This window comes from Pradoshia eiseniae (genome assembly GCF_002946355.1).
Taxonomy (GTDB): domain Bacteria; phylum Bacillota; class Bacilli; order Bacillales; family Pradoshiaceae; genus Pradoshia; species Pradoshia eiseniae.
Map to the genome: position 1 here is coordinate 675,500 of NZ_PKOZ01000001.1, position 26,744 is coordinate 702,243.

Here is a 26,744-nt window from a genome sequence, read left to right on the forward strand (position 1 = left end):
TAAATGAAAATTGTTAATCGGATTGATGAACTGCGTAGATTGCTTACAGAAGAAAAAACAAACGGGAAAACAATTGGATTTGTACCAACGATGGGATATTTGCATGCAGGACATCTGTCTCTGATCCATGCAGCCCGAAAAGAAAATGAAATTGTTGTCATCAGTATCTTTGTCAATCCGCTGCAATTCGGTCCAAATGAGGATTTTGATCAATATCCGCGCGACATTGAACGTGATGAAGCGTTGGCCCGGGAGGCCGGTGCAGATTATTTGTTCTATCCGACAGTTGCCGAGATGTATGGCGAGCAGCCGATGGTGACTGTAAAGGTTCATCAGAGGACCGATAGTCTGTGCGGGAAGTCACGTCCGGGGCATTTTGACGGGGTGGCGACTGTGCTGACAAAGCTCTTTAATATCGTCGGTCCGACGCGCGCTTACTTTGGGTTGAAGGATGCTCAGCAAGTGGCTGTTGTTGAAGGCTTAATTCAAGATTTCAACTTCCCGATCAAGCTGGTCGGTGTCGAAATTAAGCGTGAAGAGGACGGCCTTGCCTTAAGCTCAAGAAATGTCAATCTGACAGCTGACGAACGGGCAGAAGCGGTCCATATTTCTAAAGCCTTATTCAAGATAAAAGAGGCTATTGATAATGGAGTGACGCCTGAGGCAGCCATTGCAGAAGGCAGGGGATATTTGCAAGGGCATATAACGGGGACAATCGACTATTTAGAGGGTCTGAGCTATCCAGAGCTTAAACCAATCACAAGCGTTAGCGCGAAGATGATTGTGGCCGCTGCCGTACAATACAGCAAGGTGCGCCTGATTGACAATGTGATCATTTCAAACGAAGAATCAAGGGGGTAACATCATGTATCGTACCATGATGAAAGGAAAGCTTCACAGAGCAACCGTAACGGAGGCTAACTTAAACTATGTAGGAAGTATTACGATTGATGAGGATTTGCTCGAAGCAGTTGATATGCTGCCTAATGAAAAGGTGCAAATCGTTAATAATAATAATGGAGCCAGATTTGAAACCTATATCATACCAGGCAAAAGGGGAAGCGGGGTCATTTGCTTGAATGGGGCTGCTGCTCGGCTTGTCCAGGAAGGTGATAAGGTCATTATCATCTCTTATGGACTTGTTTCTGAGGAAAAAGCCCGTACTCACCAGCCGAGAGTCGCCGTGCTTGATGAGAATAATACCATCACGCAGATGATCGGGCTTGAGCCTGAGGCAACGATTCTGTAAGTATACTAAATAAAGAGGAAACACACTGACGATTCATCTAAGGATTCTCAGTGTGTTTTTTTATGTTTTTAGAGGAATGGAGCTCTTTAAGTGGTATTTTATGCTAAAATGATTGATAAAAAAGAGAGGGCGAGAGCGATGCAGCGCTATGAGTCAGACTATGTGAAAGGCTATAAAAAGATGAAGATTCCTTACACGCTTGCAGGCACAAACGAGTATACGGAGAGGCTGGCCATTATGCTGCCTGGTGCGGGATACACGGCTCAAGCGCCGTTGTTTCATTATGCATCCTCCTTGTTCCTTGAATCTTCCATAGATGTTCTTAAGGTCAATTATCCCTATATTGATCCATTTTATGATGATTTCTCATGGGAAGAGCTGTCGCAAGCCATCAACCATGACGTGAGCGCCGTTTTGGACCGTGTCTTGCCGGATAAGGGTTACAGGCAATATATTTTGCTTGCTAAATCAATCGGAACACTTTCCATCGAATCTATCTTAGAAAAAATCGGTACTCATGAAACCAAAGTAATATGGGTGACTCCGCTCCTCAAAGAAGAAAGAGTGGCAGATCTATTGGCTGACAGCAGGCAGCAAACCTTATGCATCATTGGTGATAAGGATCCGCATTATATATCTGAACAATTTGAGCGGATTAAACAAAACCCGTTTGTTACAACTCGACTGATTTCAGAAATGCATCACAGTTTGGAGAGGGAAGGAAATATCCTCGAATCGATTGATATGTTGAAGAGCATCATTAAGGATATCCGAGATTTTATATAAATGAAGGGGAGCGAAAGCCGGGGGAGTGATGTTGAGATGATTTTTGAGAATGGCCGACTGGCTGTCAGGGTCTTAGAGGAAAGAGATCTTAAGCTAATGACGAAATGGCTTTCAGACAATGCCGTTTTAGAATACTATGAGGGAAGAGATAATCCCTTTGATGAGAAAAAAGCGGAACAGGTATTCTTGGAAGTGAATGACGAAGAGACAAAATGCATCGTCGAATATATGAATAAGCCAATCGGTTATATCCAATTTTATAAAGTCGATGAAAAGACGCGGATGAAATATGGTTATAGCGATGAAAACATCTATGGAATCGACCAGTTCATAGGCGAAACGGATTATTGGGGGCAAGGCATCGGAACGCTCCTTGTGAAGTCCATGACTGCATTTTTGCTTCATAATAAGGGAGCACAAAAGGTCATAATGGATCCCCAAACAAGAAATGAGAGAGCCATCAGATGCTATGAGAAATGCGGTTTTAAGAAGGTGACTAAGCTGCATGCGCATGAGCTTCACGAAGGAATTTATCAGGATTGCTGGCTGATGGAATATCCTTGAAGCTTATGTGGAAAATAAGGGGACACAAGGAGGAAGTGCTCACTCGACTATGCTTCTTTATTTTCTTTAGGCATTTAGCATCTGGCAGAAATACGGCTCTCATGTAAATATGAGAAATAGCCGCTTAACAGTAATGCCATATAGACAGAGTAAATGCTCATGTCTTTGATAATTGGTTTTCAATCTGCTATAAATGGAGTATTATGAATCCTGACAGGGAAGCTGGTTTACCAGTCTTTAATCCAATAAAAAATAACGTAAAAAGGGCAGCTCTTGGCTGCGATATTGATAGATATGATTTAAGCAGGTGTCAAACATGGAGAATAGATATGTAGTCGTTGATTTGGAAACAACGGGCAATAACTCGAAAGCAGGGGACCGTATTATCCAATTCGCCGCTATTGTAATTGAATATGGGGAGATTACGTATCAATATTCCTCTTACGTGAATCCAGAACGGCCGATTCCTCCATTCATCCAGGAGTTTACCGGGATTACGGAAGAAGACGTAAAGTCTGCCCCGACCTTTAAGGAGATTGCTCCGTACATAATTGGGATTTTGGAAGAAGCTGTTTTTGTTGCTCATAATGTGCTCTTTGATTTAACCTTCCTGCAGGCAGAGCTCGAGCGGGTGGGCTATGAAATGTTCTTAGGGTATACGGTTGATACGGTAGAAATGGCGAAGGTTATTTCACCTCGAATGGATAGCTTTAAGCTCGAAGATTTAAGCAGGGCATACGGCCATGTTCATGATTGCCCTCATCAGGCGGATAGTGATGCCTATGCTACTGCTTTATTGTTTCTGGATTTTTATAAGTCGCTTAAAAGGCTGCCGAGACAAACGCTTAAATCACTTTATCGGTTAGCGTATTCCTTGAAAAGTGAATTGAAAGAAGTACTCGGTGAAATATTGCGCGAGCAGGCGCAGGTTTGCGAGCCGTGGCGACCTGATTTGGAAATTTATCGGGGATTAGCGCTTGCTTTGCCTAGAAAAGCAACAGAAGCATCTGTCATCCCGCGGGCTAAGTCTGACATTTACGACTTCATTCAGGAAGTGTACCAGGCAGGAGGCACAGCATTCTTGGAAGACGGCAAGGGCACCTTCTTTGACCATCTCTTAGCTTGCCATGATTTCGCCAAAAAAGAAGGAAGACAAGTCCTTCTCTCCACCTATAGAGAATTGACTGGAAAAGCGCTTGATGCCCATATGCCAGGGTTATCAGTGGAAGAGCTTAAGCAGGGTTCTAATTACCTCAGTTTGCCGAAATTTGAGCAATCCTTGAGACAGCGCGACCATAATTATGAAGTAGCGATGGCTAAGATGCAGATCCTTGTCTGGCTGACGGAAACTGTCACGGGCGATATAAATGAACTTAATCTCTCAAGTGCAGGCAAGGAATATGCCAGCGAGGTTGCTCATCATCAGCATCTGCATCCAAGGCTATTGAAACCATGGACAGAGCGTGATTTCTATGGAAGGCGGCTAAAGGCAGCCCAAAGCGCCAGTGTGATTCTTACCACCCATGAGGCTTATGTGAATAATATGGTTAGCAATGATTATTTAAGCAAGGCTTCCTACGTGCTGATTGAAGAAGCGGATTCGTTTCCTGCCGTTTTGAAAGAGGAATTAGGGTATGAAATCAGCTATATGGATATGCGTAATATTGTTAATAAGGTTGGAAATCTTGATAATTATCAGCTTATCCATCAGGCAGTTAAGCTTGTTTGTGAAAAAACGGAGATTCAAATTGACAAACGTCAGCTGGATGCCATGTTAATTAGGCTGTCGGAGCAAATTGAACACTTTGCTGAAGTGCTCATAGCTTATGGTGAGGCAAAAGCAGCCCTTACTGAAAGTCAAATGGCTGCAATTAAATTGCCGAGAAGAAGAAAAAATGTCCTCCCCATATACGGAGCGGCTAATGACTTGCGGCAAACGATCCTTTATCTCATGAATCTGTTTCAAGGCTGGGCAAAGGAACTGAATGGGATCCCAGTGGAGAAACTAAAGCGAAGCCAGTTGAACATGATGGATGACTGGATGAAAATGCATGGACAGCTAACCAGGGTCCACGATGGTTTAGGACAAATGTTCATTAAGCCCGGAGGAAAAAACGATACATGGATTGAATGGAATAAACGGGGCAGCCGGAACTCCCTGTCCATCAAAAGTAAGCCAATTGCCATAGCGGAATGGATGAACAAGAACATGGTAAGCAAGAAGAATATTCTTTTTATCTCTGAAGTATTGGCTATTCAAGGTTCATTCCGCTATTTCGCCTCCAAGGTGGGCTTTATGGAGCCAGATGAGAGGTCTATAATTGTGGAGCCTGATGTCTCTGCGAAGCTAACTATCATTCAGGATGCATGCTTGGAAAAAGCTGTGGGACATGAGATGGTTTTTGATTGTGCCAAGGGATTTTTGGCTAATCTGATTAAGCAGAAAAAAGGGAATATGATTATCTTCTTTAATACCCCATCAAGTCTTAAAAAGATGTATTTGGGCTTAAAGGAAACGATTGAAAAAAATGGGTATCAGGCACTGGTCCAAGGACTAACTTCAGGCTCAGGGTCCAAATTGCTGAGAGGGCATATGAGTGCGGGCAAATCTGTTTTATTCATGACTTATCCGGCTTGGGAGTCTGTGCGTCATCTATATGATGGACGTTCCATAAAAATTATGCTGGAGGCGCCGGCAGTATCCAAACAGCTTTACATAAGTGAAACCATGCATAAGGGACAGCCGGAGGAGAAAGAAATGCTTTTAGACATGAGCTTTAATATAAGAAGGCAATTGACGGCGAAGATTCCTGGTCGTGAACAATCAGGATGGCTGTTATATGAAGAGCCTATCCTTCGAGCCAATCGGCAATTCCTGGCTGAATCCTTAACCAATTTGACGGTGATCAATTATGACAGAGATGCCTATTTATGAAACCTTAATTTAAATTGAAAAATACAGAATTTATTAAGGTTCTCCTTATTTTATTTTGGTATAATGTGAACTAGACACGATAGAATGGAACGTAATCATTTGGGAGGAATTTTAGTGGATAGTAAGGTAGAGGTCTTATCGACAGTGAAGATTGCTTATACAGGTGATTTATACAAGATTGTGGATTCACTAAATCGAACCCTAAAAGAAGAAAATCTTATGTTTGGTCTATCATTGGACCCGGAGGATCATAATACGGCTGTATTCTCAATCTATCGGACGTGAATGCATGTAACATGCAGGATATTAGGTGAAAGGATGCTGACATGAAAAAAGTAATATGGAGCATAGTTGTTTTGCTCTTGATTGGGATAGGAGCGTTGGTGTATTCCATCTATGCCGGCGATCATTATAAACAGAATGCAAAAGAGAAGGCCATCACAGAAGCAGCCAAAACGGCGAATCTGAAGGAACCGGCAGATTTTTATTTATATAACGGCAATGAGAAATGGTATGTCGTTACCGGAATAAATGAAGATGGAAAAAAGATCGGTGTATGGATACCTGATGACAAGAAGAAGGAAAGCAAGGTTCTGTCCTTATCTGAGGGTCTTACGGAAAAGGAAGCTATTAACCTTGTGAAGGAAAAGAGGAAGGTCAAGAAAATCATTGCAGCCAATCTGGGAATGGAAAAGGGCAATCCTTTATGGGAAATCATATATAAAAATAACGATGACCTTTACGGGTATTACTACCTGAATTTCAAAACAGGTGATTTAATACGAAATTATGATAATTTGTAGGATGGAGATGAACCGGAGATGAAATTAGCCAAAAGAGTTGCAGCATTGACACCATCATCAACACTTGCCATTACTGCTAAAGCGAAGGAGCTAAAAGCACAAGGACTGGACGTAATTGGTCTTGGCGCAGGGGAACCGGATTTCAATACGCCAGTGAATATTTTGGAAGCAGCGAAGAAATCGATGGATGAGGGACAGACAAAGTATACTCCTTCAGCGGGCTTACCGGGCCTCCGGAGTGCCGTGGCCGACAAATTAGAGAGAGACCAAGGTCTAACCTATAGAACGAATGAGATTTTTATCGGCACAGGCGCTAAGCATGTTTTATATACTTTATTTCAGGCTATCCTTGATGAGGGAGATGAGGTATTAATCCCAACGCCATACTGGGTCAGCTATCCCGAACAAGTCAAATTGGCAATGGGCACACCGGTTTATATCGAAGGGAAGGAAGAAAATCAGTTTAAGATCACCCCTGAGCAAATAAAGGCGGCTGTAAATAGCCGGACAAAGGCGATCATTTTGAATTCTCCTAGCAATCCGACAGGAATGATTTATTCGCCCGAGGAATTAAAGGCCATCGGTGAAACGTGCTTGGAGCATGGGCTCTTAGTCGTGTCTGATGAAATTTATGAAAAACTCGTTTATCACGGCAATAAACATGTCTCCATCGCACAGCTTTCTCCCGAGTTGAAGAAACAGACGATTATCATTAATGGGGTTTCTAAATCCCACTCCATGACTGGCTGGAGAATAGGCTATGCGGCTGGAGAAGAGAGCATCATTAAAGCGATGACAAACCTTGCCAGCCATAGTACCTCAAATCCGACAACGACAGCGCAATTTGCCGCGATTGAAGCCTATAATGGTCCTCAAGATGCCGTTGAAGAGATGCGGGGCGCCTTTGAGAGCCGCCTGGATGGAATCTATGACAGTCTGCTAGAAATTCCGGGGCTAGCATGTGTGAAGCCGCAGGGAGCATTCTATCTTTTCCCGAATGTGTCTGAGACAGCGAAGCTTGCCGGATACAGGGATGTTGATGAATTCGCCGAAGGGCTGCTGGAGAATGCCTTAGTCGCTGTTGTGCCTGGCTCTGGCTTTGGAGCACCTGAGAATATTCGTCTCAGCTATGCGACATCTGATGCTGCCCTGACAGAAGCGGTAAAGCGGATGAAAGAGTATGTGGAAGCAAGGATGAAACAATCCTGAACAAAGATGTTTTTAAGGGGCTGGAAACGGTGCTATTTGGCGGTTTCTGCCCTTTTTATTGGCAATGGGGATAGCACCTCGGCTAATTCATAAATTTTGTATTTGCTTGTCTATTTTTGTACTTGTATAATGGATGAGTACATAACCTGGTTTGGTTTAAGCTTTGGAGGGAAAAAACGTGAAATGTACAATAAATGAAGTTCATAAATATGTAAATGAAGAAGTGACAATTGGTGCCTGGATCGCCAATAAACGCTCTTCCGGAAAGATTGCCTTCTTGCAGCTTCGCGATGGGACAGGCTTTATTCAAGGCGTCGTGGTTAAAGCAGAGGTAGATGAAGAATTATTTACTTTAGCAAAAAAAGTCACTCAAGAAACGTCTGTATGGGTAAAAGGTATCGTTCAAGTTGACGAGCGTTCCCCATTTGGCTATGAGTTATTGGTTACGGGCCTAGAGGTTATCGCTGAAGCGGTTGATTATCCAATCACACCAAAGCAGCATGGTACCGAATTCTTGATGGATCACCGTCATTTATGGCTCCGTTCAAAACGTCAGCATGCGGTCATGAAAATTCGCAATGAAATCATCCGTGCAACCTATGAATTCTTCAACCAAGAAGGGTTTGTGAAGGTTGACCCGCCAATTCTGACAGGAAGTGCTCCTGAAGGAACATCAGAATTGTTTGCAACAAAATATTTTGACGAGGATGCTTATCTTTCTCAAAGCGGCCAGCTTTACATGGAAGCGGCGGCCATGGCACTTGGAAAGGTATTCTCATTCGGTCCGACATTCCGTGCTGAGAAGTCCAAGACAAGACGTCACTTAATCGAATTCTGGATGATTGAGCCAGAGATGGCATTTGTCGAATTCGAAGAGAATTTGGAAGTGCAGGAACAGTATGTATCTTATATCGTTCAATCTGTTCTAAAGAACTGTGAGATTGAACTGAAAACCCTTGGCAGGGACACATCTAAATTAGAAAATATTAAAGCGCCATTCCCGCGTATCAGCTATGATGATGCAATTAAATTCCTTCATGAGAAAGGGTTTGATGACATTCAGTGGGGTGACGACTTTGGCGCTCCTCATGAAACAGCTATTGCGGAAAGCTTTGATAAGCCGGTATTCATAACGCACTACCCGACAGGCATTAAGCCTTTCTATATGCAGCCAGCTCCAGACCGTGATGATGTCGTTCTTTGTGCCGATTTGATCGCGCCAGAAGGTTATGGAGAAATCATTGGCGGCTCTGAGCGTATCCATGATATGGAGCTCTTGAAGCAGCGTCTTGACGAACATAACTTAAGCATGGATGCTTACCAGTGGTATTATGAATTAAGACAATACGGCTCTGTACCGCATTCTGGCTTCGGTCTTGGGCTTGAAAGAACAGTTGCCTGGATCAGCGGCGTTGAGCATGTGAGGGAGACCATTCCATTCCCGCGCTTATTAAATCGTCTCTACCCATAATAAAGAGAAATAAGCTTGGCAATACTTTTATTGCCAAGCTTTCTTTTTTTTGTACTTCCAACTGAGCCTACATGATATACTAAGACAGAGGTGTCGAATTATGACTATGAAGAATTTATCCGAATGGATGAACCAGCCGACTGTCATCATCCCTTCTTATCTTTTAAGCAATTATAAGGATATCGGGCTGATGGAACAAGAAGTGATGCTCCTTTTGCAGGTGCACAATTTCAACCTGAACGGCAAGGCATTCCCGACGCCTGCCGAAATTTCCTCGGTCATGAATCTGACGGAGATGGATTGTACAATGCTTCTAAGGAAGCTTGTGCAGAGTGGATTTTTAGAAATTACCGAAGATGAGAAACCGGGATTTGAGACTTATTCAATCAAACCATTGAATGAGAAGCTGGCTTATCATTTCTTGAAGGAAGCAAAACAAGCTGATTTTCAAGAAAAGGTTCAAAAAAGTGAGTCCCTCTATGCGATATTCGAAAAAGAATTCGGCCGCCCATTATCTCCATTTGAAGGAGAGACATTAACGATGTGGCTTGACGAGGACAAGCATGAGCCTGAATTGGTCAAGGCTGCCCTGAGAGAAGCGGTCATCTCAGGCAAGCTTAATTTCCGTTATATTGATCGGATACTATTTGATTGGAAAAAGCATGGTGTAAAGACATTAGCCCAGGCAAAAGACCATGGCGAAAGGTTCAGGAGCTATCAGAAGAAGCCGGCGGCGAAAGTGGCTCCAGCAGCGAAAGACTTGCCATTATATAATTGGCTGGAATAATATATGATTAACAGACCGGAATGAAAATCTCCGGTTTTTTTCATGGGAAAGAGGGAGAAGGTATGCTGAATAATACACAAATCCGTTATTGTTTAGATGAAATGGGAAAGCTATTCCCGGAAGCGCATTGTGAGCTGAATCATTCGAATCCATTCGAATTGGTCGTGGCAGTTGTATTATCTGCGCAATGTACAGATGCATTGGTCAATAAAGTGACGAAAAACTTGTTCCAAAAGTATAAAAAGCCTGAGGACTTCATCGCAGTACCATTAAGTGAACTCGAAAATGATATTCGATCAATTGGCTTGTACCGTAATAAAGCGAAGAATATTCAGAAGTTATCACAGATTATATTAGAAAAATACAATGGAATGGTTCCCAATGACCGAGACTTGTTAACGGAGCTTCCAGGTGTGGGCAGAAAGACGGCAAATGTCGTTGTATCTGTTGCGTATGGTGTGCCTGCCATTGCGGTAGACACGCATGTTGAGAGAGTCAGTAAGCGTCTTGGCATATGCCGATGGAAGGATTCTGTTTTGGAAGTGGAAAAGACCTTGATGAGAAGAATACCTGAAGATGAATGGTCCATTACCCACCATCGGATGATCTTTTTTGGGCGTTATCATTGTAAGGCACAATCGCCTAAATGTGAGGTATGTCCGCTGCTTCTTCTTTGCAGGGAAGGAAAAAAACGAATGAAAGCGGCTGGAAAGAAATGAGTAAATATGATGTATTGAAATTCTGTTATGACAAGCTTAAGCTAGATGAAATTAAAGTATGGGATGTGCGGCTGCTTGAGGAAGGATTTCCGTATGACGAGTTAGGATATGGTTATGAACCATGGAGAAATTTTGCTTCTATACAAGCTGAGCTCTGGAGGGAATGGGCGGCAATAGCAGAGCTTGCAGAGGAGAAATTGGCAAACCGTCAAACAAAAGAGTTGAAGCAGGATATGCAGAAGGGGATTATTCTGTTCTTGTCGATTCTCTTCTGGTCGAATAAAAAATCCGTTCAGTTGGACAATCTTTTAGGAGAAATCCAATCGCTTGCGCATAAACCAGTCAATGCGGATGAGCGGATAGGTTATATTCTTAACAGACCTAATACATATCCTGCCTATATGCAGCTGAAAAGTCTCATGGAAGAGCAGAAGAAAATGGTCGCCAAACTGATTGCTTTAAAAAAGCTATGAGAAAAATAAGTTCTAGTTCTCTGTTATCCAAACTTTATTTGGTCAAATGCTATGCAAAAGAATAATGTCAATTAAACAAGCAAAAGAAAACGAGCAGCCGATAAATTCGGCTGCTCGTTTTTATTTTTATGCTGCTTTAAACCGGAATTCAAAAGGTTCTCTGATGTAAAAAGGGAGGATGGTGTTCATTACTTCATCCGATTCGTCGGCCGATTGAGGCTCTGCGCCATTATCATTACCTGAACCGTTGTTATTTCCATTTCCATTCCCATTACCGTTTCCGTTTCCCTCATCGGTTTGACCTGATTGGTCGTCATTGTCTGTATTCTCTTCATTTCCTTGACCTGTTCCGTCTTCAGGGGTATCGGTATTCTCATCCCCGTCTTGCTCTTCACCCGGTTCCGGTACGGCTGGTTCTTCTTCCTCCTGTGGAGGCTCCTCTTCGGCAATGGCTTCTTCAATGGTTACCGTTGCTGAAGCCGGGTCGCTTTCCATGCCGTCTGACTTAGCAGTGACAGAGAATACATAGGTGCTTCCTGGCTCTGGGGAATTCATGCTGAATGACATATCAGAAGTAGTTGTCAAAGTAGAGGCAGAACCGCCATTGACTGCGACTTTCACTTCAAATTCAACATCTGCTTCAGAGTCGTAATTCCAGCTTACATTTATTTTGTTCGCTTCCGCATCATAGGCTGCGGTTAAACCGCTTGGAGCGGCTAGTTTTTCGTATTTCGTGGATGTTTTAGTCGGTTCATGGCCTTTTACGAAGTATTCATATACCTTTTGACTTTCAGGTGTATACTCGCTTGCGATTGCCGCTGGGTTAGATCCTTTTTCAATAGGCAGCTCAACAACAGAGCTTGGCTTTTTAAAATCTTCTGTATCCACGCCAGAGGACATTTCCTGCATCATGGCCTTGAAGACTTTCTGAGCAATCTTTGTTTCATTTGGTCCAAGGGTGTTTTCAAATTGATTATCATATCCAGTCCATACAGACATGGTAAAGTTGGTTGTGTAGCCGACAAACCATGAATCAGGTGACTGAGATTTAGCTATATTATATTTTGCCCGGTCTTCTGCTGAATAGTTAGTCGTTCCTGTTTTACCGGCTACCGGCAGGCCAGGGATATGGGCTTGTGTTCCTGTTCCTTTAGTCATAACATCCTTAAGGATATCTGTAATCATAAAGGCGGTATAATCCTTCATTGCCACTTCCGACTTAGGCGCTGTCTCAAGGACCGTATCATTATCACGCAGAACGATTTTCTTAATTACGTGAGGCTTTGTGTACACCCCTTCATTGCCAAATGCCGCATAGGCTCCGGCCATTTGGAGAGGGGAGGCGCCTTTTTTGACTCCGCCGATGGCTGAGGATTCATAGATTTCTCCAAAATCGATGCCCAGTCTGTTGACGAACTCTCCAGCTTTGTCTGTGCCAACTTCCTGCAAGGTCTTAACAGCCGGTACGTTATAGGATTTATAAAGAGCTTCGCGCAAGGTGACTTGACCTTTGTATGAGCTATAGGCAGTCCCGACCGTTTGGCCGCTGGAATATTGATATTCCTCATCGACCAATGGGTGGTAAGTAGACCATTGCAAGAATTCAAACGCCGGAGCATAATCCAAGATCGGCTTGATGGTCGAACCAGGCTGTCTGGATTTAAGGTCGGTAGCGTAATTAAAGCCTCGGGCGACTTCTTGGTTACGGCCGCCGCCGATGGCATATATCTCTCCTGTTTTCGTATCCATGAAGACAGAGCCGACCTGGAATTTATCATTAGGATAGGCGATGTATTTATCTGAATCCAGGATTGTTTCCATTAATTCCTGCGCTTTAGGATCAATGGAAGTATAGATGGAAAGGCCATCTGTATAAATATTGTAGTCACCAAGCTCTTCAACTTCTTCGATTACTTGGTCAACGATTGCATTATATTTCGTTTTGGTCTCTTCACGATTATCTTCAGCGACAAGGCTGTCAGTAAGGCTTTCTGCTTGAGCAGCCGTACGTTCTTCTGCTGTGATGAAACCGGCATTTTCCATTGCTTTTAGGACGATATTTCTTCGTTTTTCCGCTTTTTCCGGATGATTAAATGGGTTGTAATTATTTGGACTTTGCGGCATACCAGCAAGAGTAGCAGCTTCAGCCAGAGTAAGTTCATCTAAATCCTTGCCGAAATAGAGTTTTGAAGCCGTAGAGAATCCATGAATGCCTGAGGACATATATACCTTATTGACATACATTTCAAAAATTTGTTCCTTGCTGTATTTTTGTTCCAGCTGGAAAGCAAGATACATTTCCTGTACTTTACGTTTAATCGTCTTTTCTGATTGAAGGAAGGAGTTTTTGACTACCTGCTGGGTGATGGTGCTTCCTCCTTGTGAGCCGAAACCGCCAGTAATATTGGCAACAATAGCTCCGCCGACACGAATGATATCAATCCCATGATGCTTATAGAATCGAACGTCTTCAATCGCGAGAACTGCTTCTTCCATTAATTTTGGAATATCTTTATACTCTACATAATCCCGTGTCTCAGAACCAATCTCTGTATAGATTTCTCCGTTTTTATCATAAATCTTTGAAGAGATTGGATCTATGAGAGATTTTTCATCAATCTTTGGTGCAGTGGAAATATAGTATGCGAATACGCCTCCAACCGCAACGGCTGCAACGATGCAGAGCATCAGTAAGATAACAGCGATACGCTTGATGAGTCCTTTCGATTGTTTCTTCTGTTTTTTATTTTTTTGTGCGAGCTTTCTTTTTTCTTCTCTTGTTTTATATTGATCTGACATTAATGATTACCCTTCCTTTCAGGATAAATCCCATTCAAACTTCCTCATTATAATCTTAATATAATCAATCCTTGGTGCATAGCCTATAGGAATTAAATCGCCGAAGCGTTCAATATCTTTCTTGGGGATGGATTTCCTTCCTCCGGCAAGCATTTCATTCCAATAGGAGATAAGGGTTTCGGCTGGTAAATAATAAATCTCCTCAGTTTGGCTGAAACGTATAATGATGAAGGCGATTCCGCCGTGGTCTAACACATTTTGCATATGGATGATTTGATGTTCATGAAAGTTCTTCAATGGAAATGAAGTTTGAAGTTTCGTTTCCTTTGCCTCAAAATCAATGTATCGTCCTTTATATACTCCGTTATAGTCTGTAGTGGAAGCTTGCTTGAAGTAGGCTTCCTTAATGACCGCAGCACTCCTTTTCGGGTAAGAGACATTTACTATTTGTACTGGGGTTGGTTTTTTATGGACAATCGCGATATTATTCTCAATATAGTACTGGTTTGTCTCATTCAAATCTTCTTCCAGTGTCATACCTCTGTTTGAGTAGTCCAGTTTTTTCTGAGCAGGCTTTGTTGCTTGATTTTGATTGTTCTGTACTGGGATATATTTTTTCCCATTAGGATATCTTATAGCCATAGTATCCCTCCAAGTCCAACCTAATCATAACAAAAATAATGTGAGAATTGTAAAAAACATCATATTCTATGACTGACAATATTTTTCATAATTCCACATTCTACTCCTTTTGGGTGATTTTGCATAAGGGGAACGAATACCATCGGCACAACAATGGTAAGAGAAGTTTATTATAATTGTGCCAATTCGTCAAAGGGGCGTGAATGGAGAGAATCTGGAGCGGATATAAATTGATGAATAGACAAAAAGAACCAGTGCGACTCTGTAAGTACTGGTTCTTTTCGTTGGGGATTTGAGTTCTTATTAAGTGGATGGACGGTCTGGTCCGTCCAGTTTAGGGTTTCCTGTATTATTTTTAGGAATGCTTTTCTTTTTCTCATTTTGTGCCTTTGAGTTGTTGTTTTTATTTTTCATGTTCTGCACCTCCTGACATATAGATTCTCTCCTCACCAAGTTTTTTATGCATTGTGTCGAAGGTATGAAGAGGTCCTTTCATTGCGTGTTTCTTTGCCGATATACTTCTAGTTTTGTCGGCACGGAAGGGATACAAGGATAGAGGGCGAAACCTTACAGTTAAGAAGATGAAAGGGGTGCATGTCATGAGTTCCAAAGAAAAGCTTGTATCTATCTTGAAGGAGTTAGAAGAGGAAATCACTGCCCTGGAAGAAGAAATGATCAGTAAAACGAAAAAAGAATATGAGGACACACTGTCTGATTTTCATTTATTCATAAAGAATCGCTCCAGAGAAATGGAGGCAAGTATCGACGTCGTGGAAAACAAATTGAATCAGCATTTGAAGTACAGGAGCAAAGACGGCGGGCTGGGCAGCATACCGGGCCATGGAGGCAGCATAAAGGTAGCATATGTACCGGATTTCTGATAATTTTAAGTTGGGTACAAAAAGGTAGATAAGACAAAAATAAGGATGACTTGGCATGACACAGGAATTATACAATTTAACCGACCAGCTGCTTAAAAAAGTAGCGGAGGCAGAAGATATTTATCGGCGGGCTAGGGAGGAAGAGCTGACATTTGACTTCTATCAGGACGTTAAGCCTTATGCTGATGAAGTAAAGGCAATGGCTGACAGATGGGCAGATCTTGCCGGTGAATGGCAGAAGAGGATGAAGCCTAGACAAATCAGTCCGCTCCAAATCCAAAACACACACAATAACCTATTGCAGGTTTCTGTTCACTGTCATATCCCGCAATCGAGCAAGGCGCGATTCATAAAGCATTGCCATGCAGCTGCCTTTGTTCTTGAACAAGTGAAAAGGGAAATATGATTAGTAAGCCTGGTTTCCATATGTGGAATCAGGCTTTTTAGATGAAGAGAAATGCACTCATAGCCGTTTTTCTCATATATTAACCTTGAGTAAAGAGAACGGAGGAGGATGGCATGCTTAAAGACCTTCTAAAGAAGAAAAAGCAAAGGCAGGGGCCTGATCCAAATTCAGTGATGAATTGGCAGTCTGGCATGCCCTATTATGAGTATCAGACAAATGGGATGAATTATTTTCATGGGGGAATGGCTGCACCGTCGGGAGGGCAGGCACAAGGATGGCCGGTGTATGGTGAACAGCAGCAAATGTATCAAGCTTCCGAACGATTCGATTCACAGCTGCCAAATCAGGGCTACTACGGCCCGTTAATGAATCCGTACATGCCTGACCCATATCAGATGCCGCCTATACAGAATCAAGCAGTGAATCCAATGCAGAACCAAATGCCTTATGTTTATCAGTCTAATCAGCCGGCACCGGAGATGAATCCTTATCCAAAGCAGCCGTCAAATCCATTCCAAAACCCGCTCTATCAGCAGGATGAGGACTTTTATCCCCTGCAGCAGCCGATGATGAATGTGACGCATCCCTATCCAAAGCCAAGCTTTCTTCAAAAGAGCCAGGGGAATAATATATCCTCTGTACTAAATCAGTTTAAAAATCCGGAGGGCAGCATAGATTTTAATAAAATGATGGATACGACCGGCCAGATGCTGAACACGATGAACCAAGTGTCGAATCTCGTGAAAGGAGTTGGGTCCATCTTCAAAGCGGGAACATAAAAAACTGCCGTCAACCTGTCGGCAGTTTTTGTTATGATAAAAATAAATTAACGGATGGAAATCCGGCGTTTTTTTGATTTCGGCACAGATACGGTTAAAAGGCCATTTTCGTGCGTCGCTTGGATGTTCTCTTCGTCTATCGGCTGTGAGAAGGTGAAGCTTCTTGCTTTCTTTCGTCTTTCTACAGCAGAAATTGTTCCCTTTTCTTGGTTAGCTGTCCTGCGCTCCTCTGTTTCATAGGAAATGGTCAGCCGGTTTCCTGAGATATCGATCTCTATCATGCTTTTTTCGATGCCGGCAATATGGGCATGAATGATATAATGTGTATCCGTCTCTTCCCATTCTATCGGGAAGCTTGAAAAAAGATTTTGATTCTGGAAGAAGCCATCCATTGATTGCAATAATCCATTTCCGGTTTTCTCTGACAGGAGATGGTCCATTTGGGAAATGAATTGGCGGAAAGGTTCCATTAATTCGTTCCGATTGTTATTAGCCATGGTTAATTCCTCCCTAGGTTTGAATTCTACCCATATCATATGCACTCCTTCATTTTTAGGTCAGTCGAAGTTTGCGTAGGAGAAAATAAAATGGGGTATAAATCATTTAATCAGATAAGGTACACTATAAGGAATACATATTACATGTGAAGGGAGTTAGGATCATGGCTGAACAAGTGAAGCTTGCTTACAGAGAGTCAGGAAAGGGGAAGAATATTGTCCTGATTCATGTCTTTTGCGGAAATAAGGATTACTGGAAGGAGATCGAGACACGCCTTTCATCTTCCTACCATGTTTGGGTACTGGATATGAGAGGACACGGGGAGACTGAGGCGACAGAGCCAGGTTACAGCATTCACGATATGGCGGAGGATGTATATGAATTTATAGAGGATAAGAACCTTCAGGATGTGTTCTTATTCGGTCATTCGATGGGTGGATATATTACGCTTGATTTTGCACGGAATCATCCGGATGTGCTCTCTGGCTACGGTCTTATTCATTCCACAGCGTATCCAGACAGTGAAGAGGCGAAGAAGAAGCGTTCAGCTGGTGTGTCCAAAGTGATGGAGCAGGGTGTGAATTTATTTGTTAAAGAGCTTGTGCCCAATCTTGTCGCTGAAAAAACGAAAGAAAACAATCAGTCGATTATCGGTAAATTATTCGATATCGGGATCGAGACTAATCCAAAAGGTGTCATAGGAGCTTTAAAGGCCATGCGTGACAGGGAGGATCTGAGCAGTGTCCTAGAGGATAATAAGCTTCCCGTCTTGCTTGTCGCCGGAGCGGAGGATAAGGTCGTACCGCCTGAGAAAACCTTTATTGCAAATGGCAGCCATGTGAATCAGGTGTTGATTGAGAAGGCTGGTCATATGGGGATTTTTGAAACGCCTGATGAGGTCAGCCGTGCCATCGCCTCATTTGTGGATGAACATTCAAAGTAATGAATTAATTGCCGCGTCCGCGAAAAGATGCGGCTTTTTTCTTCACAAGAGAACGTTCATTCGGTTACAATGATGACAGAAATGAGGTGTGAACGTGTTGTTCAGGAAGAAAAGTTTAGCGGATATCATGAAAGACCTGCTGACTGAGGAACAGTATAAAGACCAGATCAGCTTCTGGCATACAATCAATGAAAAGGAAGCTACTTATGCTCCTTTCCCGGATGATTTGCATGACCAATTACGTACAGCCCTCTCATCGCGAGGGATATCTTCATTATATAGCCATCAGAGTGAGGCTTATCGCTCTATTCGAAGCGGCAGAAATATTGTCGCTGTTACCCCGACTGCATCCGGCAAGACGCTTTGCTACAACCTGCCTGTCATCCAAACAATACTGGAGGATTCGGACGCAAGAGCTCTCTATTTATTCCCGACAAAAGCATTAAGCTATGATCAGAAATCAGAGCTGGAGGAATTAATCCATGCAGCCGATTTAAAAATCAACAGCTATACGTATGATGGGGACACGCCCACAAGCATTCGCCAGAAAATCCGAAAGGCGGGACATATTGTTATCACGAATCCGGATATGCTCCATTCTGGTATCCTGCCTCACCACACGAAATGGGTGTCTTTATTCGAAAACCTTAAATATGTCGTAATTGATGAGCTGCATACGTATAAAGGAGTCTTTGGAAGCCACACGGCGAATGTTATCAGGCGTTTAAAGCGTATATGCCGCTTCTATGGAAGTGACCCGCAATTTATCTGTACTTCGGCAACAATTGCCAATCCGAAGGAACTCGCGGAAGCTTTAACCGAACATGAGATGGTGCTGATTGACAAAAACGGTGCTCCTTCAGGCAAAAAGCATTTTGTGTTTTACAATCCCCCGATTGTCAATAAGCCGCTCAATATACGAAGAAGTGCAGTGCTTGAGGTACGAAAGATTGCCAGCGACTTGCTTCGCAATAAAATTCAGACCATCGTCTTTGCGAGAAGCAGAGTGCGCGTGGAAATCCTTCTCACTTATTTGCAAGAGCTAGTGGCTAAACAGCTTGGGCCAAAAGCAATCAGTGGGTATCGAGGCGGTTATTTGCCTACACAGCGCAGGGAGATTGAGAAAGGTTTAAGAGACGGAACGATTTACGGGGTTGTCAGTACAAATGCACTTGAGTTAGGAGTGGATATCGGGCAGCTGCAGGCTTGTATCATGACGGGTTATCCCGGGTCTATCGCCAGCGCTTGGCAGCAAGCGGGAAGAGCGGGCAGGCGTCACGGCGAAGCGCTGATTATCATGGTTGCCTCTTCAAGTCCAATTGACCAATTTGTCATTCAACATCCGGATTATTTCTTCAATCGCAATCCGGAGACCGCAAGGATTAATCCGGATAATCTAGTCATCCTCGTCGATCATTTGAAGTGCGCCGCCTTTGAGATTCCTTTTAAGGAAGGAGAGCAATTTGGAGCGGCAGAGATTAGCGAAATACTGGACTATCTCGCTGATGAGCATGTGCTTCATAAGAATAAGGATATGTGGCACTGGATGAATGATGCCTTTCCGGCCCATGAGATTAGTCTTCGTTCTGCCTCTCAGGAGAATGTGGTGATTATTGACAGGACAAACCCCAAACCTCGTGTTATCGGTGAGACGGACCGTTTCAGCGCAATGACCTTGCTTCATGATGAGGCTATTTATTTGCATCAAGGCATTCAATACCAAGTCGAATTTTTAGATTGGGAAGAAAAGAAAGCCTATGTGCGAGAGGTCAAAGTAGATTATTATACAGACGCTAATCTGGCGGTTCAGGTAGATGTGCTGGAAATTGATGAAAACAAGTCTAACCATCATGCGACTGTTACCTTTGGAGATGTCTCTGTCCGAGCGATGGCGACAATCTTCAAGAAAATTAAATTTGATACACATGAGAATATTGGCTCAGGTCCGATTCATTTGCCCGAGGAGGAAATTCATACGAATGCCTGCATGCTCTCCTTAAATAAAGACCTCTCAGATTGGAAGGAAGAACGGCTGGAAGAGGGATTGATGGGTGCTTCTCATGCCCTTCGCGGTATCATACCGGTATATGTGATGTGTGATCCGGGAGATATTCATGTATACCCGCAAGTGAAAGCGACTCATAATGATTTGCCGACCATCTTTGTGTATGATCATTACCCGGGCGGCATCGGTTTGAGTAAATATATGTATGAAAATAGCTCAACCATTATGGAGGCAACCATCGATGCGATAGAGGCCTGCCCGTGTGAATCAGGCTGTCCAAGCTGTGTCGGTACAGAAGGAGGAGGCGACTCGATGAAACGAGATGCGCTGAAGATTCTTTCGATTTTGGTTGACCGTTATGCAGAAGGTGTCATGAAGCATGTCCATTAAACATAAACTAAATCGGATGAAAGCCCACCTGAATACCGGCAACGGGATTTCTAAACAAAAGGAAGCGCCGGCAGAAGCTCAGGTAGAGCAGATAAACATTCCTCACTATGAGAAATGGCAGGAATACGGGGCGAAGGCAATCTTTATGGATGGTGAGTATTGCCTCGTTCGCGAGGTAAGCTATCCTTTAACCCATCGGCATGGTAAGTACTCTTTTGATATGCTTTCTGATATTGTTCGGATTTGGAATGAGTCTGATCTAACCCATCCATTATCCGCTAAAGGCTTTCGTGCGGAAGATATGTTTTTCTTTGATACAGAAACAACAGGGCTTGGCACTGGAGCCGGGACTTCTATCTTTCTTCTGGGGTTTGCGTATATGGAAGATAACGAAATAAAAGTCAGGCAGCATTTTCTGCCGCGTCCGGGCTATGAGGTGCTGTTTTATAAAAGCTTCTTGGATAAAGTCAATTATGAAACCCTCGTCACCTATAATGGGAAATCATTCGATTGGCCGCAGGTCGTCTCACAGCATACCCTCCATAGGGGACAGCTTCCTAAGCTGCCTTCATTCGGGCATTTTGATCTTTACCATGCGGCGCGCAGGCTCTGGAAGAACAAGCTAGAGCGGGTGAAGCTTTCTGTCGTTGAGGAGGAAGTGCTCGGCTTTAAGAGGACAGATGATGTCCCGGGATATTTGGCTCCGATGATTTATTTTGACTTTGTAGACAGGGAAGACCCAGAAGCCATCTTTAAAATTATGAAGCATAATGAGCTCGATGTGCTTTCGCTCATTACGCTGTATATCCATTTGTCTGCTCTCCTTTTGAATCAGGAGTTTGCCAAGCATGAAGACTCGTTTGAGCTGGCGAGATGGTTTTCGGCTTTGAAAGACCGCAGCCGCGCCATCCGGTCTTTTGAGAAGGGTGTTTTAGAAACCAAGCAGGACGATGATGGGCTTATGGTTAAATTCCATCTGGCAAATGAACATAAGAAGAATCGTAATATGGGGGAGGCAGCAAATCTCTGGCAGGAGACGGCTCATATCCGTCATGCCGATTTGAAGGCACAATCTCATTTGGAGCTTGCCAAATATTATGAGCATACACTAAAAGATTATGAAATGGCCCTGCATCATGCGGATGCCGCACTTGATACCGTTGTTAAACATAATATTCAGAAAGCCTCCTTAAAAACAACAGACCTTCAAAAACGAATCAGCCGTCTTAAACAGAAATGGCTAAAAGCGGAGAATCGAACGGGAAAATAGGTGAATGCCTCGGTGCAAATGATACACAGCTCTCATACCTTATAAATGTAAGACATCAGGATACTGAAAGGAGAGAGTTAATTTATGTTTGGTCATCATCATCATCATCAACACTGTGGCCCTATTCATGTTCCGGGGTGCAATCAAACACAAGTCTGCCCGCCCGTTTGCCATGAACCAATTCAATTCGTAAAGGAAAATTGTTATACGGTGGTTGTTCCGCATGTTCATCCAGTTAAAACATTGGAAGTGAATAATGTTCTCTATAAAAATGAGCACACATATCCGCATTCTTACCAAAGCATGAACAATGTGCAAAATCAAGATATCCAATTAGGAGCACCAATGGCTCCTGCACCAGGATTTGGAGGGCCAATGGCTGGAGGTCCAGGACAATTCCCAGGTCAAGGTATGGGATTTGGCGGCGGCTTCGGACCAGGCTGCGGCTGCTAAAGGGTGAGAGGCTATATGCCTCTTCCTTTCTTTAATGAAACAATAAAGGATAAGCTTCAGGAAGTGAGAAAATGGGTAAAGTAGTGTTTGTAACGGGATATAAAGCCTATGAGCTAGGGATTTTTGATCAAAAGCATCAGGGAATACCATACATAAAGAAGGCCATTAGAAATCATTTGCTCGATATGCTTGAACAGGATTTGGAATGGGTTTTAATTACCGGCCAGCCGGGAGTAGAGCTATGGGCCGCTAATGTTGTGTTTGATTTGCAGGAAGAATATCCCGAACTGAAATTGGGTGTCCTCCTTCCTTTTCTTAATCAAGAAGAGAATTGGAAAGAGGGTGTAAAGGAACAATATGAAGAGGTACTCATTCAGGCAGATTATGTGGAGGCTATCTCGAAAAAGCCATATGAAGGACCGTGGCAGCTAAAACTCCGCAATCAATTTTTGGTGGATAAGAGCGATCAGATGCTTATCCTCTATGAAGAGGAAAAGGATGGGAGCCCGAAATACAGCTGGATGGAAGCGAAGAGGAAGCAGGATAAAACGGATTATCCGATTATCCAAATCACATTCTGGGACCTGGAAAGCCTGATTGAGGAAGAGCAATGGCAAGATTATTAAAAGGTAAATTGACAAACAGAGCTTTTTTTGAAAAAATAATAAGTATTAGTCGTAGGAATTTGAGGTGAAGAAAATGCTCTCAGATAAAACCAAATTGACAGCAAAAGAAATCCTGGAGAAGGAATTTAAGACCGGTGTCAGAGGATACAAACAAGAGGAAGTAGACCAGTATCTCGATTTAATTATCAAGGACTATGAGGTCATGCACCAGGAATATGAGTTGCTTTTGCAAGAGAACATGAAGCTGAAGAAGCAGTTGGAGGAACAGCCTAAGAAGACTGCTCAGCCAGTGCAGCAAACACCTGCAGGAACAACCAATTTTGATATTCTGAAACGCCTATCCAATCTAGAAAAGCATGTTTTTGGAAGTAAATTATACGAGTAATAACTTCCAATGCAATTTTGGTTGCAAAGTATGGTTTTTGACGCTATAATAACTTTTATGCGATAACGTCTGGGTAATCGCTGCAATGTAAATTGTAGAGGAAAGTCCATGCTCGCACAGGCTGAGATGCCTGTAGTGTTCGTGCCTAGCCCAATAAGCTAGGGCAGCCTGATTATCAGGCTGACGGCCGGGAAAGCGCCTAAGTCTTCGGATATGGCGCCGGTACCTATAAAAGTGCCACAGTGACGGAGCCTTTCTGGAAACAGGAAGGGTGGAACGAGGTAAACCCCGCGAGCGAGAAACCCAAATTTGGTAGGGGCGCCTTTCCTAAGGAAATGAACGATGGGAAAGGGCAGAATTAATCTGCAGATAGATGATTGCCGCCGGAGTACGAGATTCTTCCGATCGATTGCAGTACGAAGGGACAGAACATGGCTTATAGGACGTTATCAAGGAAGCATAATAAATGACTATGAAAGCCTTAAGAGCTAAGGCATTAATGTAAAGATAGAGAAGCCGCTGATTTCAAACTCGGAAATCAGCGGCTTCTTTTTGTGAAATACAATCTCAATGACTCACCTTAACCATCTTTTCTGTTTTCATCAAAGCATGTTTGCCATATAAGGCAATGTAGATAAGAAGGATGCCGCAAGTGACAATCAGGCCGATATAAACAGACATCATGGTTGGAATCAAGTAGGCTCCAAGGATGATCGAGAACCGGGCCATCAGATCAGCACCATTATAAGCTGCCCCAGCAAAGGCTGAATAAGAGCCTCGCTTGTCGGCTGGAATCAGGTTTGCCTGCTCAGTCGTATAAACGGGAGAATACAGCAATTCCCCAATGGTAGCAATGAAACCGAATAAGAGCAGCACATACCATGTATCGGCTGAAGTGATGACTGCGTAGCCAATTCCGTAGATGATAAGACCAGTCAGCAAAACGCTCCTATTAGTAAAGCGGCTCGCGAGCTTCGTGACGAAGAAGGTCAGAAGAACGACAGATGCCATATTAAGTATGTTCAGCATGCTAAGCATATGGACGCCTTCTGCTTTGAATCCGCCAATCGAAACGGGCTTAAAGGTTTCAGAGAGACGGACGCCTATATAACTGTTAAGAGAAAATTCTGCAGAGAGAATCAAGGTGAACCCGAGCACTAATTTGACGTATTGTTTATCAGCGAGCGCTACCTTATAATTCTCAATCACATCAAGGAAGATGTTCGGTCTTTGAGATTTTTGGACCGGCTGATGGGTATCAATAAGCCAGATGTGATAGGCAAAGATGATCATAAGCGAGATAAAGGATAATACCATGAATAATTCCTTTTGATAGTGAAGAAAGAATAAGCCTCCCATCGCTGCTCCAATCGCCATCGACAGATTGACCTGCCAGTAATCAATGGCATAGACAGCTCTTCGATTATCAGGTGTGGTAGAGTCCATAATGATGGCCTGCATACATGGCCGTCCAAGGCTGCTTGTGATCATATAGCCGACATAAGAGGCCGCGAAGAGAATGATCCAATCATCATTCGGAAAAAGGCTGATGGTCATCAGCACAAGCATGACGGTGTTTAAGCTTGATGTGGCAAGGAGGACTTTTTTTCGTTTGAAGCGGTCTGAGATATAGCCGCCAACCAGATTGGCTGCAAAAGTAATGACAACGGTACAAATCAGGAAGATGCCAGCCCAAATTTTATTTAGCTCAGCAGCTAAGTATAGTGCCATAAAGGGCATGATAGCACTTGAGGCCGCGCGATTAAAAAAGGATGTAATCAGCCGTACCTTGATGTTTTGTGGCAGATTTTTGAAATTCATCTTGTAAACCTCCCTTCGTTCATTTTATATTAAACTAGACGGATGTTTTAGAAAATAGACAATTTTCAAAATATATGTCTACTTTTAATATTAGGGGGTGGAAGAATGGATTCAAAATTGCTGACATTATGGCATCATGTGAATTCAGGCCCAGTAAAGATGAGTCATCTTTCCAATCTGCTTGGCTTGAGTATGAAGCAAACAACGAGGTACATACATAAATGGCACGAGGAGGGGTGGCTCATTTATCAGGGCGGGCTGGGGCGCGGGCGCAGTTCTGAAATTCAGTGGGTCAAGGATGTCGAAGAAATCTTTGAGCAATTGGTGCAGGAGAAGATGAAAAAGGGGCCAATCGAAGAATGTGCACGGGTAGTGACCCCTAAAAGTTAGAGTTTTTATTAAGCAGCTGATTGGCTGGTTTGAGTTCGGTATTGTACGGGACTTAAACCGGCCAATTTTTGCTTAATGCGTTTATTGTTATAGTAATCGATGTACTCTTCAATCTTTTGTTTTAGCTCTTCATATGAGACTAATTTTTCCCCATAATACATCTCCTGTTTTAAAATTCCAAAGAAGTTTTCCATCGCCGCATTATCTGCACAAGTGGCCTTTCTCGACATACTCTGAAAAATGTTATTCTGCCTCAATGTTTGCACCCATTTGTTGTGCTGGTAATGCCATCCCTGATCTGAATGGATGGTAGTTCGAAAGTTTGCTTCCTTTTTAATGACTTCTAATGCTTGATTTAGTGGCTCTATAACGAAATTTAATGTTGGTCTTTTTGACATTCCAAACGAGATGATTTCGCCATTATATAAATCTAGAATAGGGCTTAAGTAGAGCTTCTCTTCTCCAACACACTTAAATTCAGTCACATCTGTGACGAGTTTTTGCAGACGAATAGGCGTATGGAACCTGCGGTTCAACCGATTCTTTGCTATCCTACCTACTTGACCTTTATAGGAGTTATAGCGAGATTTACGGGTGAATTTGACGCACTTCAAGCCTAACTCCTTCATAATTCGCTGAACCTTTTTATGATTGATGACATAACCTTGTGTTCGTAATGCCAAATAAATGCGACGGTATCCGTATTTTCCCTCGTGCTTCTGAAAAAGTTCTGAAATGATAGTCTTCCATCCTTTATCAGGGTCTTCTTTCTTCAGTTGTTGGATGTGATAATGATACGTTGCCTCAGGAATACCAACTACTTCAAGTACATCTTTTAATCGGAATCCTTCTTCTTTGAGCCCGAATGCCAGTGCTGCTTGTGCTTTGCGAGGAAGGCATCCGGATTCTCCTGAAAAGCTCTTAACTTTTTTAAATAGGCGTTCTCTAAACGAAGAAGTTCATTTTCGCGTTCTAATTGTTGTTCACGAGTTAATGCTTTCTCTTGCTTGGCTGGTTTCGCTCTTCGATTTTTAGGCATAGGAGGCCTTCCTTTCACTTTTTCTTCCAGGCCTTCGATACCTTCTTTCGAAAATGTTCTGTTCCACTTCGCAATCAAGCTAGGATTACTCAGCTTAAAGCTAATCGCTGTATCTTGGTAAGAAGCACCCGTTTGTTTCATAAAGTGTAATACATCGATTTTAAATTGAACAGAAAAAACTTGTTTAGACTGCTTTCTTCGCAATCCATCTTTTCCAAAGGCTTCATAAGCACGTACCCATCGTTGGATTTGTGAATGATTGGGTATCCCGTGTTTTTTCGCTAATGATACACATCCTAAAGAACCTTCTAAATACTCTTTGACAACTTTTAGTTTAAATTCCTCACTGTATTTCACCATATAAAAAGACACCCCAAAAGTTAGTTTTATTACTCTAACTTTTGGGGTGCAGCACCACGGC

27 protein-coding genes, 1 other RNA gene and 1 pseudogene are annotated in these 26,744 nt (G+C 42.9%); 23 read left to right on the forward strand and 6 right to left on the reverse strand.

The annotated features are described in order from the left end of the window. The first annotated feature begins 3 nt into the window (after window positions 1–3). The 12 genes from panC (at window position 4) to CYL18_RS03420 (ending at window position 10,996) form a co-directional block, all read left to right on the forward strand. A complete protein-coding gene (gene panC, locus CYL18_RS03365) occupies window positions 4–861 on the forward strand; it encodes a pantoate--beta-alanine ligase (RefSeq protein ID WP_104848027.1) in 858 nt (285 codons plus the stop codon). Window positions 862–865: 4 nt separating this feature from the next. Continuing rightward, complete coding sequence (gene panD, locus CYL18_RS03370; protein ID WP_104848028.1) at window positions 866–1,249, forward strand: aspartate 1-decarboxylase; 384 nt, start codon at window positions 866–868, stop codon at window positions 1,247–1,249. A 90-nt stretch (window positions 1,250–1,339) separates the two neighbouring features. Then, window positions 1,340–2,035 (forward strand): alpha/beta hydrolase, encoded by a 696-nt coding sequence (locus CYL18_RS03375; RefSeq protein WP_104848029.1) that lies wholly within the window; start codon window positions 1,340–1,342, stop codon window positions 2,033–2,035. A 36-nt stretch (window positions 2,036–2,071) separates the two neighbouring features. After that, complete coding sequence (locus tag CYL18_RS03380; protein WP_104848030.1) at window positions 2,072–2,599, forward strand: GNAT family N-acetyltransferase; 528 nt, start codon at window positions 2,072–2,074, stop codon at window positions 2,597–2,599. Window positions 2,600–2,915: 316 nt separating this feature from the next. Beyond that, window positions 2,916–5,534 (forward strand): exonuclease domain-containing protein, encoded by a 2,619-nt coding sequence (locus CYL18_RS03385; RefSeq protein ID WP_104848031.1) that lies wholly within the window; start codon window positions 2,916–2,918, stop codon window positions 5,532–5,534. Between the two features lie 114 nt (window positions 5,535–5,648). Then, a complete protein-coding gene (locus CYL18_RS03390; protein ID WP_104848032.1) occupies window positions 5,649–5,819 on the forward strand; it encodes a YpmA family protein in 171 nt (56 codons plus the stop codon). Window positions 5,820–5,860: 41 nt separating this feature from the next. Beyond that, window positions 5,861–6,337 (forward strand): cell wall elongation regulator TseB-like domain-containing protein, encoded by a 477-nt coding sequence (locus CYL18_RS03395; protein WP_104848033.1) that lies wholly within the window; start codon window positions 5,861–5,863, stop codon window positions 6,335–6,337. Between the two features lie 18 nt (window positions 6,338–6,355). Beyond that, complete coding sequence (locus tag CYL18_RS03400) at window positions 6,356–7,546, forward strand: pyridoxal phosphate-dependent aminotransferase (RefSeq protein ID WP_104848034.1); 1,191 nt, start codon at window positions 6,356–6,358, stop codon at window positions 7,544–7,546. A gap of 178 nt (window positions 7,547–7,724) precedes the next feature. After that, a complete protein-coding gene (asnS, locus tag CYL18_RS03405; protein WP_104848035.1) occupies window positions 7,725–9,017 on the forward strand; it encodes an asparagine--tRNA ligase in 1,293 nt (430 codons plus the stop codon). A gap of 100 nt (window positions 9,018–9,117) precedes the next feature. Beyond that, window positions 9,118–9,804, forward strand: coding sequence for a DnaD domain-containing protein (locus CYL18_RS03410; RefSeq protein ID WP_104848036.1), 687 nt, complete (start codon window positions 9,118–9,120; stop codon window positions 9,802–9,804). A 62-nt stretch (window positions 9,805–9,866) separates the two neighbouring features. Further along, complete coding sequence (nth, locus tag CYL18_RS03415) at window positions 9,867–10,523, forward strand: endonuclease III (RefSeq protein WP_104848037.1); 657 nt, start codon at window positions 9,867–9,869, stop codon at window positions 10,521–10,523. Then, a complete protein-coding gene (locus CYL18_RS03420; RefSeq protein ID WP_104848038.1) occupies window positions 10,520–10,996 on the forward strand; it encodes a YpoC family protein in 477 nt (158 codons plus the stop codon). Before nth ends, CYL18_RS03420 begins: the two co-directional genes overlap by 4 nt. 126 nt (window positions 10,997–11,122) lie before the next feature. Here CYL18_RS03420 and CYL18_RS03425 read toward each other — a convergent pair whose 3' ends face one another. Both CYL18_RS03425 and recU read right to left on the reverse strand, forming a co-directional pair. After that, a complete protein-coding gene (locus tag CYL18_RS03425) occupies window positions 11,123–13,795 on the reverse strand; it encodes a transglycosylase domain-containing protein (RefSeq protein WP_104848039.1) in 2,673 nt (890 codons plus the stop codon). A gap of 18 nt (window positions 13,796–13,813) precedes the next feature. Next, the gene (recU, locus tag CYL18_RS03430) at window positions 13,814–14,437 is read right to left on the reverse strand and encodes a Holliday junction resolvase RecU (RefSeq protein ID WP_104848040.1); all 624 of its coding nucleotides are present in this window, start codon (window positions 14,435–14,437) and stop codon (window positions 13,814–13,816) included. A gap of 599 nt (window positions 14,438–15,036) precedes the next feature. On the opposite strand from recU, the gene CYL18_RS03435 reads away from it, so the two are divergent. The 3 genes from CYL18_RS03435 (at window position 15,037) to CYL18_RS19460 (ending at window position 16,503) form a co-directional block, all read left to right on the forward strand. Further along, window positions 15,037–15,318, forward strand: a complete 282-nt coding sequence (locus tag CYL18_RS03435; RefSeq protein WP_104848041.1) for a hypothetical protein — start codon at window positions 15,037–15,039, stop codon at window positions 15,316–15,318. Window positions 15,319–15,373: 55 nt separating this feature from the next. Beyond that, on the forward strand, window positions 15,374–15,724 hold the full coding sequence (locus tag CYL18_RS03440) for a YppE family protein (RefSeq protein WP_104848042.1): 351 nt from the start codon (window positions 15,374–15,376) through the stop codon (window positions 15,722–15,724). A gap of 113 nt (window positions 15,725–15,837) precedes the next feature. Next, a complete protein-coding gene (locus tag CYL18_RS19460; RefSeq protein ID WP_236636209.1) occupies window positions 15,838–16,503 on the forward strand; it encodes a YppG family protein in 666 nt (221 codons plus the stop codon). A gap of 47 nt (window positions 16,504–16,550) precedes the next feature. Here the strand turns inward: CYL18_RS19460 and CYL18_RS03450 are convergent, their stop codons facing one another. Then, a complete protein-coding gene (locus tag CYL18_RS03450; protein WP_161497070.1) occupies window positions 16,551–17,000 on the reverse strand; it encodes an Hsp20/alpha crystallin family protein in 450 nt (149 codons plus the stop codon). Between the two features lie 164 nt (window positions 17,001–17,164). On the opposite strand from CYL18_RS03450, the gene CYL18_RS03455 reads away from it, so the two are divergent. The 7 genes from CYL18_RS03455 to rnpB all read left to right on the forward strand — a co-directional run bounded on the left by CYL18_RS03455 (window position 17,165) and on the right by rnpB (window position 23,517). Further along, a complete protein-coding gene (locus CYL18_RS03455; protein ID WP_104848044.1) occupies window positions 17,165–17,944 on the forward strand; it encodes an alpha/beta fold hydrolase in 780 nt (259 codons plus the stop codon). A 127-nt stretch (window positions 17,945–18,071) separates the two neighbouring features. Beyond that, on the forward strand, window positions 18,072–20,339 hold the full coding sequence (locus CYL18_RS03460; protein WP_201741237.1) for a DEAD/DEAH box helicase: 2,268 nt from the start codon (window positions 18,072–18,074) through the stop codon (window positions 20,337–20,339). Continuing rightward, window positions 20,329–21,609, forward strand: coding sequence for a ribonuclease H-like domain-containing protein (locus tag CYL18_RS03465; RefSeq protein WP_104848045.1), 1,281 nt, complete (start codon window positions 20,329–20,331; stop codon window positions 21,607–21,609). The genes CYL18_RS03460 and CYL18_RS03465 overlap by 11 nt, the downstream gene beginning before the upstream one ends. Before the next feature lie 84 nt (window positions 21,610–21,693). Further along, window positions 21,694–22,062 carry a CotD family spore coat protein gene (locus tag CYL18_RS03470; protein WP_104848046.1) on the forward strand — a complete coding sequence of 123 codons (369 nt, stop codon included), beginning with the start codon at window positions 21,694–21,696 and terminating at the stop codon, window positions 22,060–22,062. Between the two features lie 71 nt (window positions 22,063–22,133). Then, complete coding sequence (locus CYL18_RS03475; RefSeq protein WP_104848047.1) at window positions 22,134–22,688, forward strand: DUF1273 domain-containing protein; 555 nt, start codon at window positions 22,134–22,136, stop codon at window positions 22,686–22,688. 73 nt (window positions 22,689–22,761) lie between these two features. After that, the gene (gene gpsB / locus CYL18_RS03480; RefSeq protein WP_104848048.1) at window positions 22,762–23,073 is read left to right on the forward strand and encodes a cell division regulator GpsB; all 312 of its coding nucleotides are present in this window, start codon (window positions 22,762–22,764) and stop codon (window positions 23,071–23,073) included. Between the two features lie 65 nt (window positions 23,074–23,138). Continuing rightward, window positions 23,139–23,517: RNase P RNA component class B (gene rnpB / locus CYL18_RS03485), an RNA gene on the forward strand. Window positions 23,518–23,640: 123 nt separating this feature from the next. On the opposite strand, the gene CYL18_RS03490 is transcribed toward rnpB, so the two are convergent. Continuing rightward, complete coding sequence (locus tag CYL18_RS03490) at window positions 23,641–24,894, reverse strand: MDR family MFS transporter (RefSeq protein WP_104848049.1); 1,254 nt, start codon at window positions 24,892–24,894, stop codon at window positions 23,641–23,643. 105 nt (window positions 24,895–24,999) lie between these two features. On the opposite strand from CYL18_RS03490, the gene CYL18_RS03495 reads away from it, so the two are divergent. Beyond that, on the forward strand, window positions 25,000–25,284 hold the full coding sequence (locus CYL18_RS03495; RefSeq protein ID WP_104848050.1) for an SgrR family transcriptional regulator: 285 nt from the start codon (window positions 25,000–25,002) through the stop codon (window positions 25,282–25,284). Between the two features lie 8 nt (window positions 25,285–25,292). Here the strand turns inward: CYL18_RS03495 and CYL18_RS03500 are convergent. Together CYL18_RS03500 and CYL18_RS03505 are read right to left on the reverse strand one after the other, a co-directional pair. After that, window positions 25,293–26,162, reverse strand: a pseudogene (locus CYL18_RS03500) (IS3 family transposase); the annotation flags it as partial. Then, window positions 26,120–26,683 carry a helix-turn-helix domain-containing protein gene (locus CYL18_RS03505; RefSeq protein ID WP_104848052.1) on the reverse strand — a complete coding sequence of 188 codons (564 nt, stop codon included), beginning with the start codon at window positions 26,681–26,683 and terminating at the stop codon, window positions 26,120–26,122. The pseudogene CYL18_RS03500 and the gene CYL18_RS03505, both read right to left, overlap by 43 nt. Window positions 26,684–26,744: the final 61 nt, after the last annotated feature.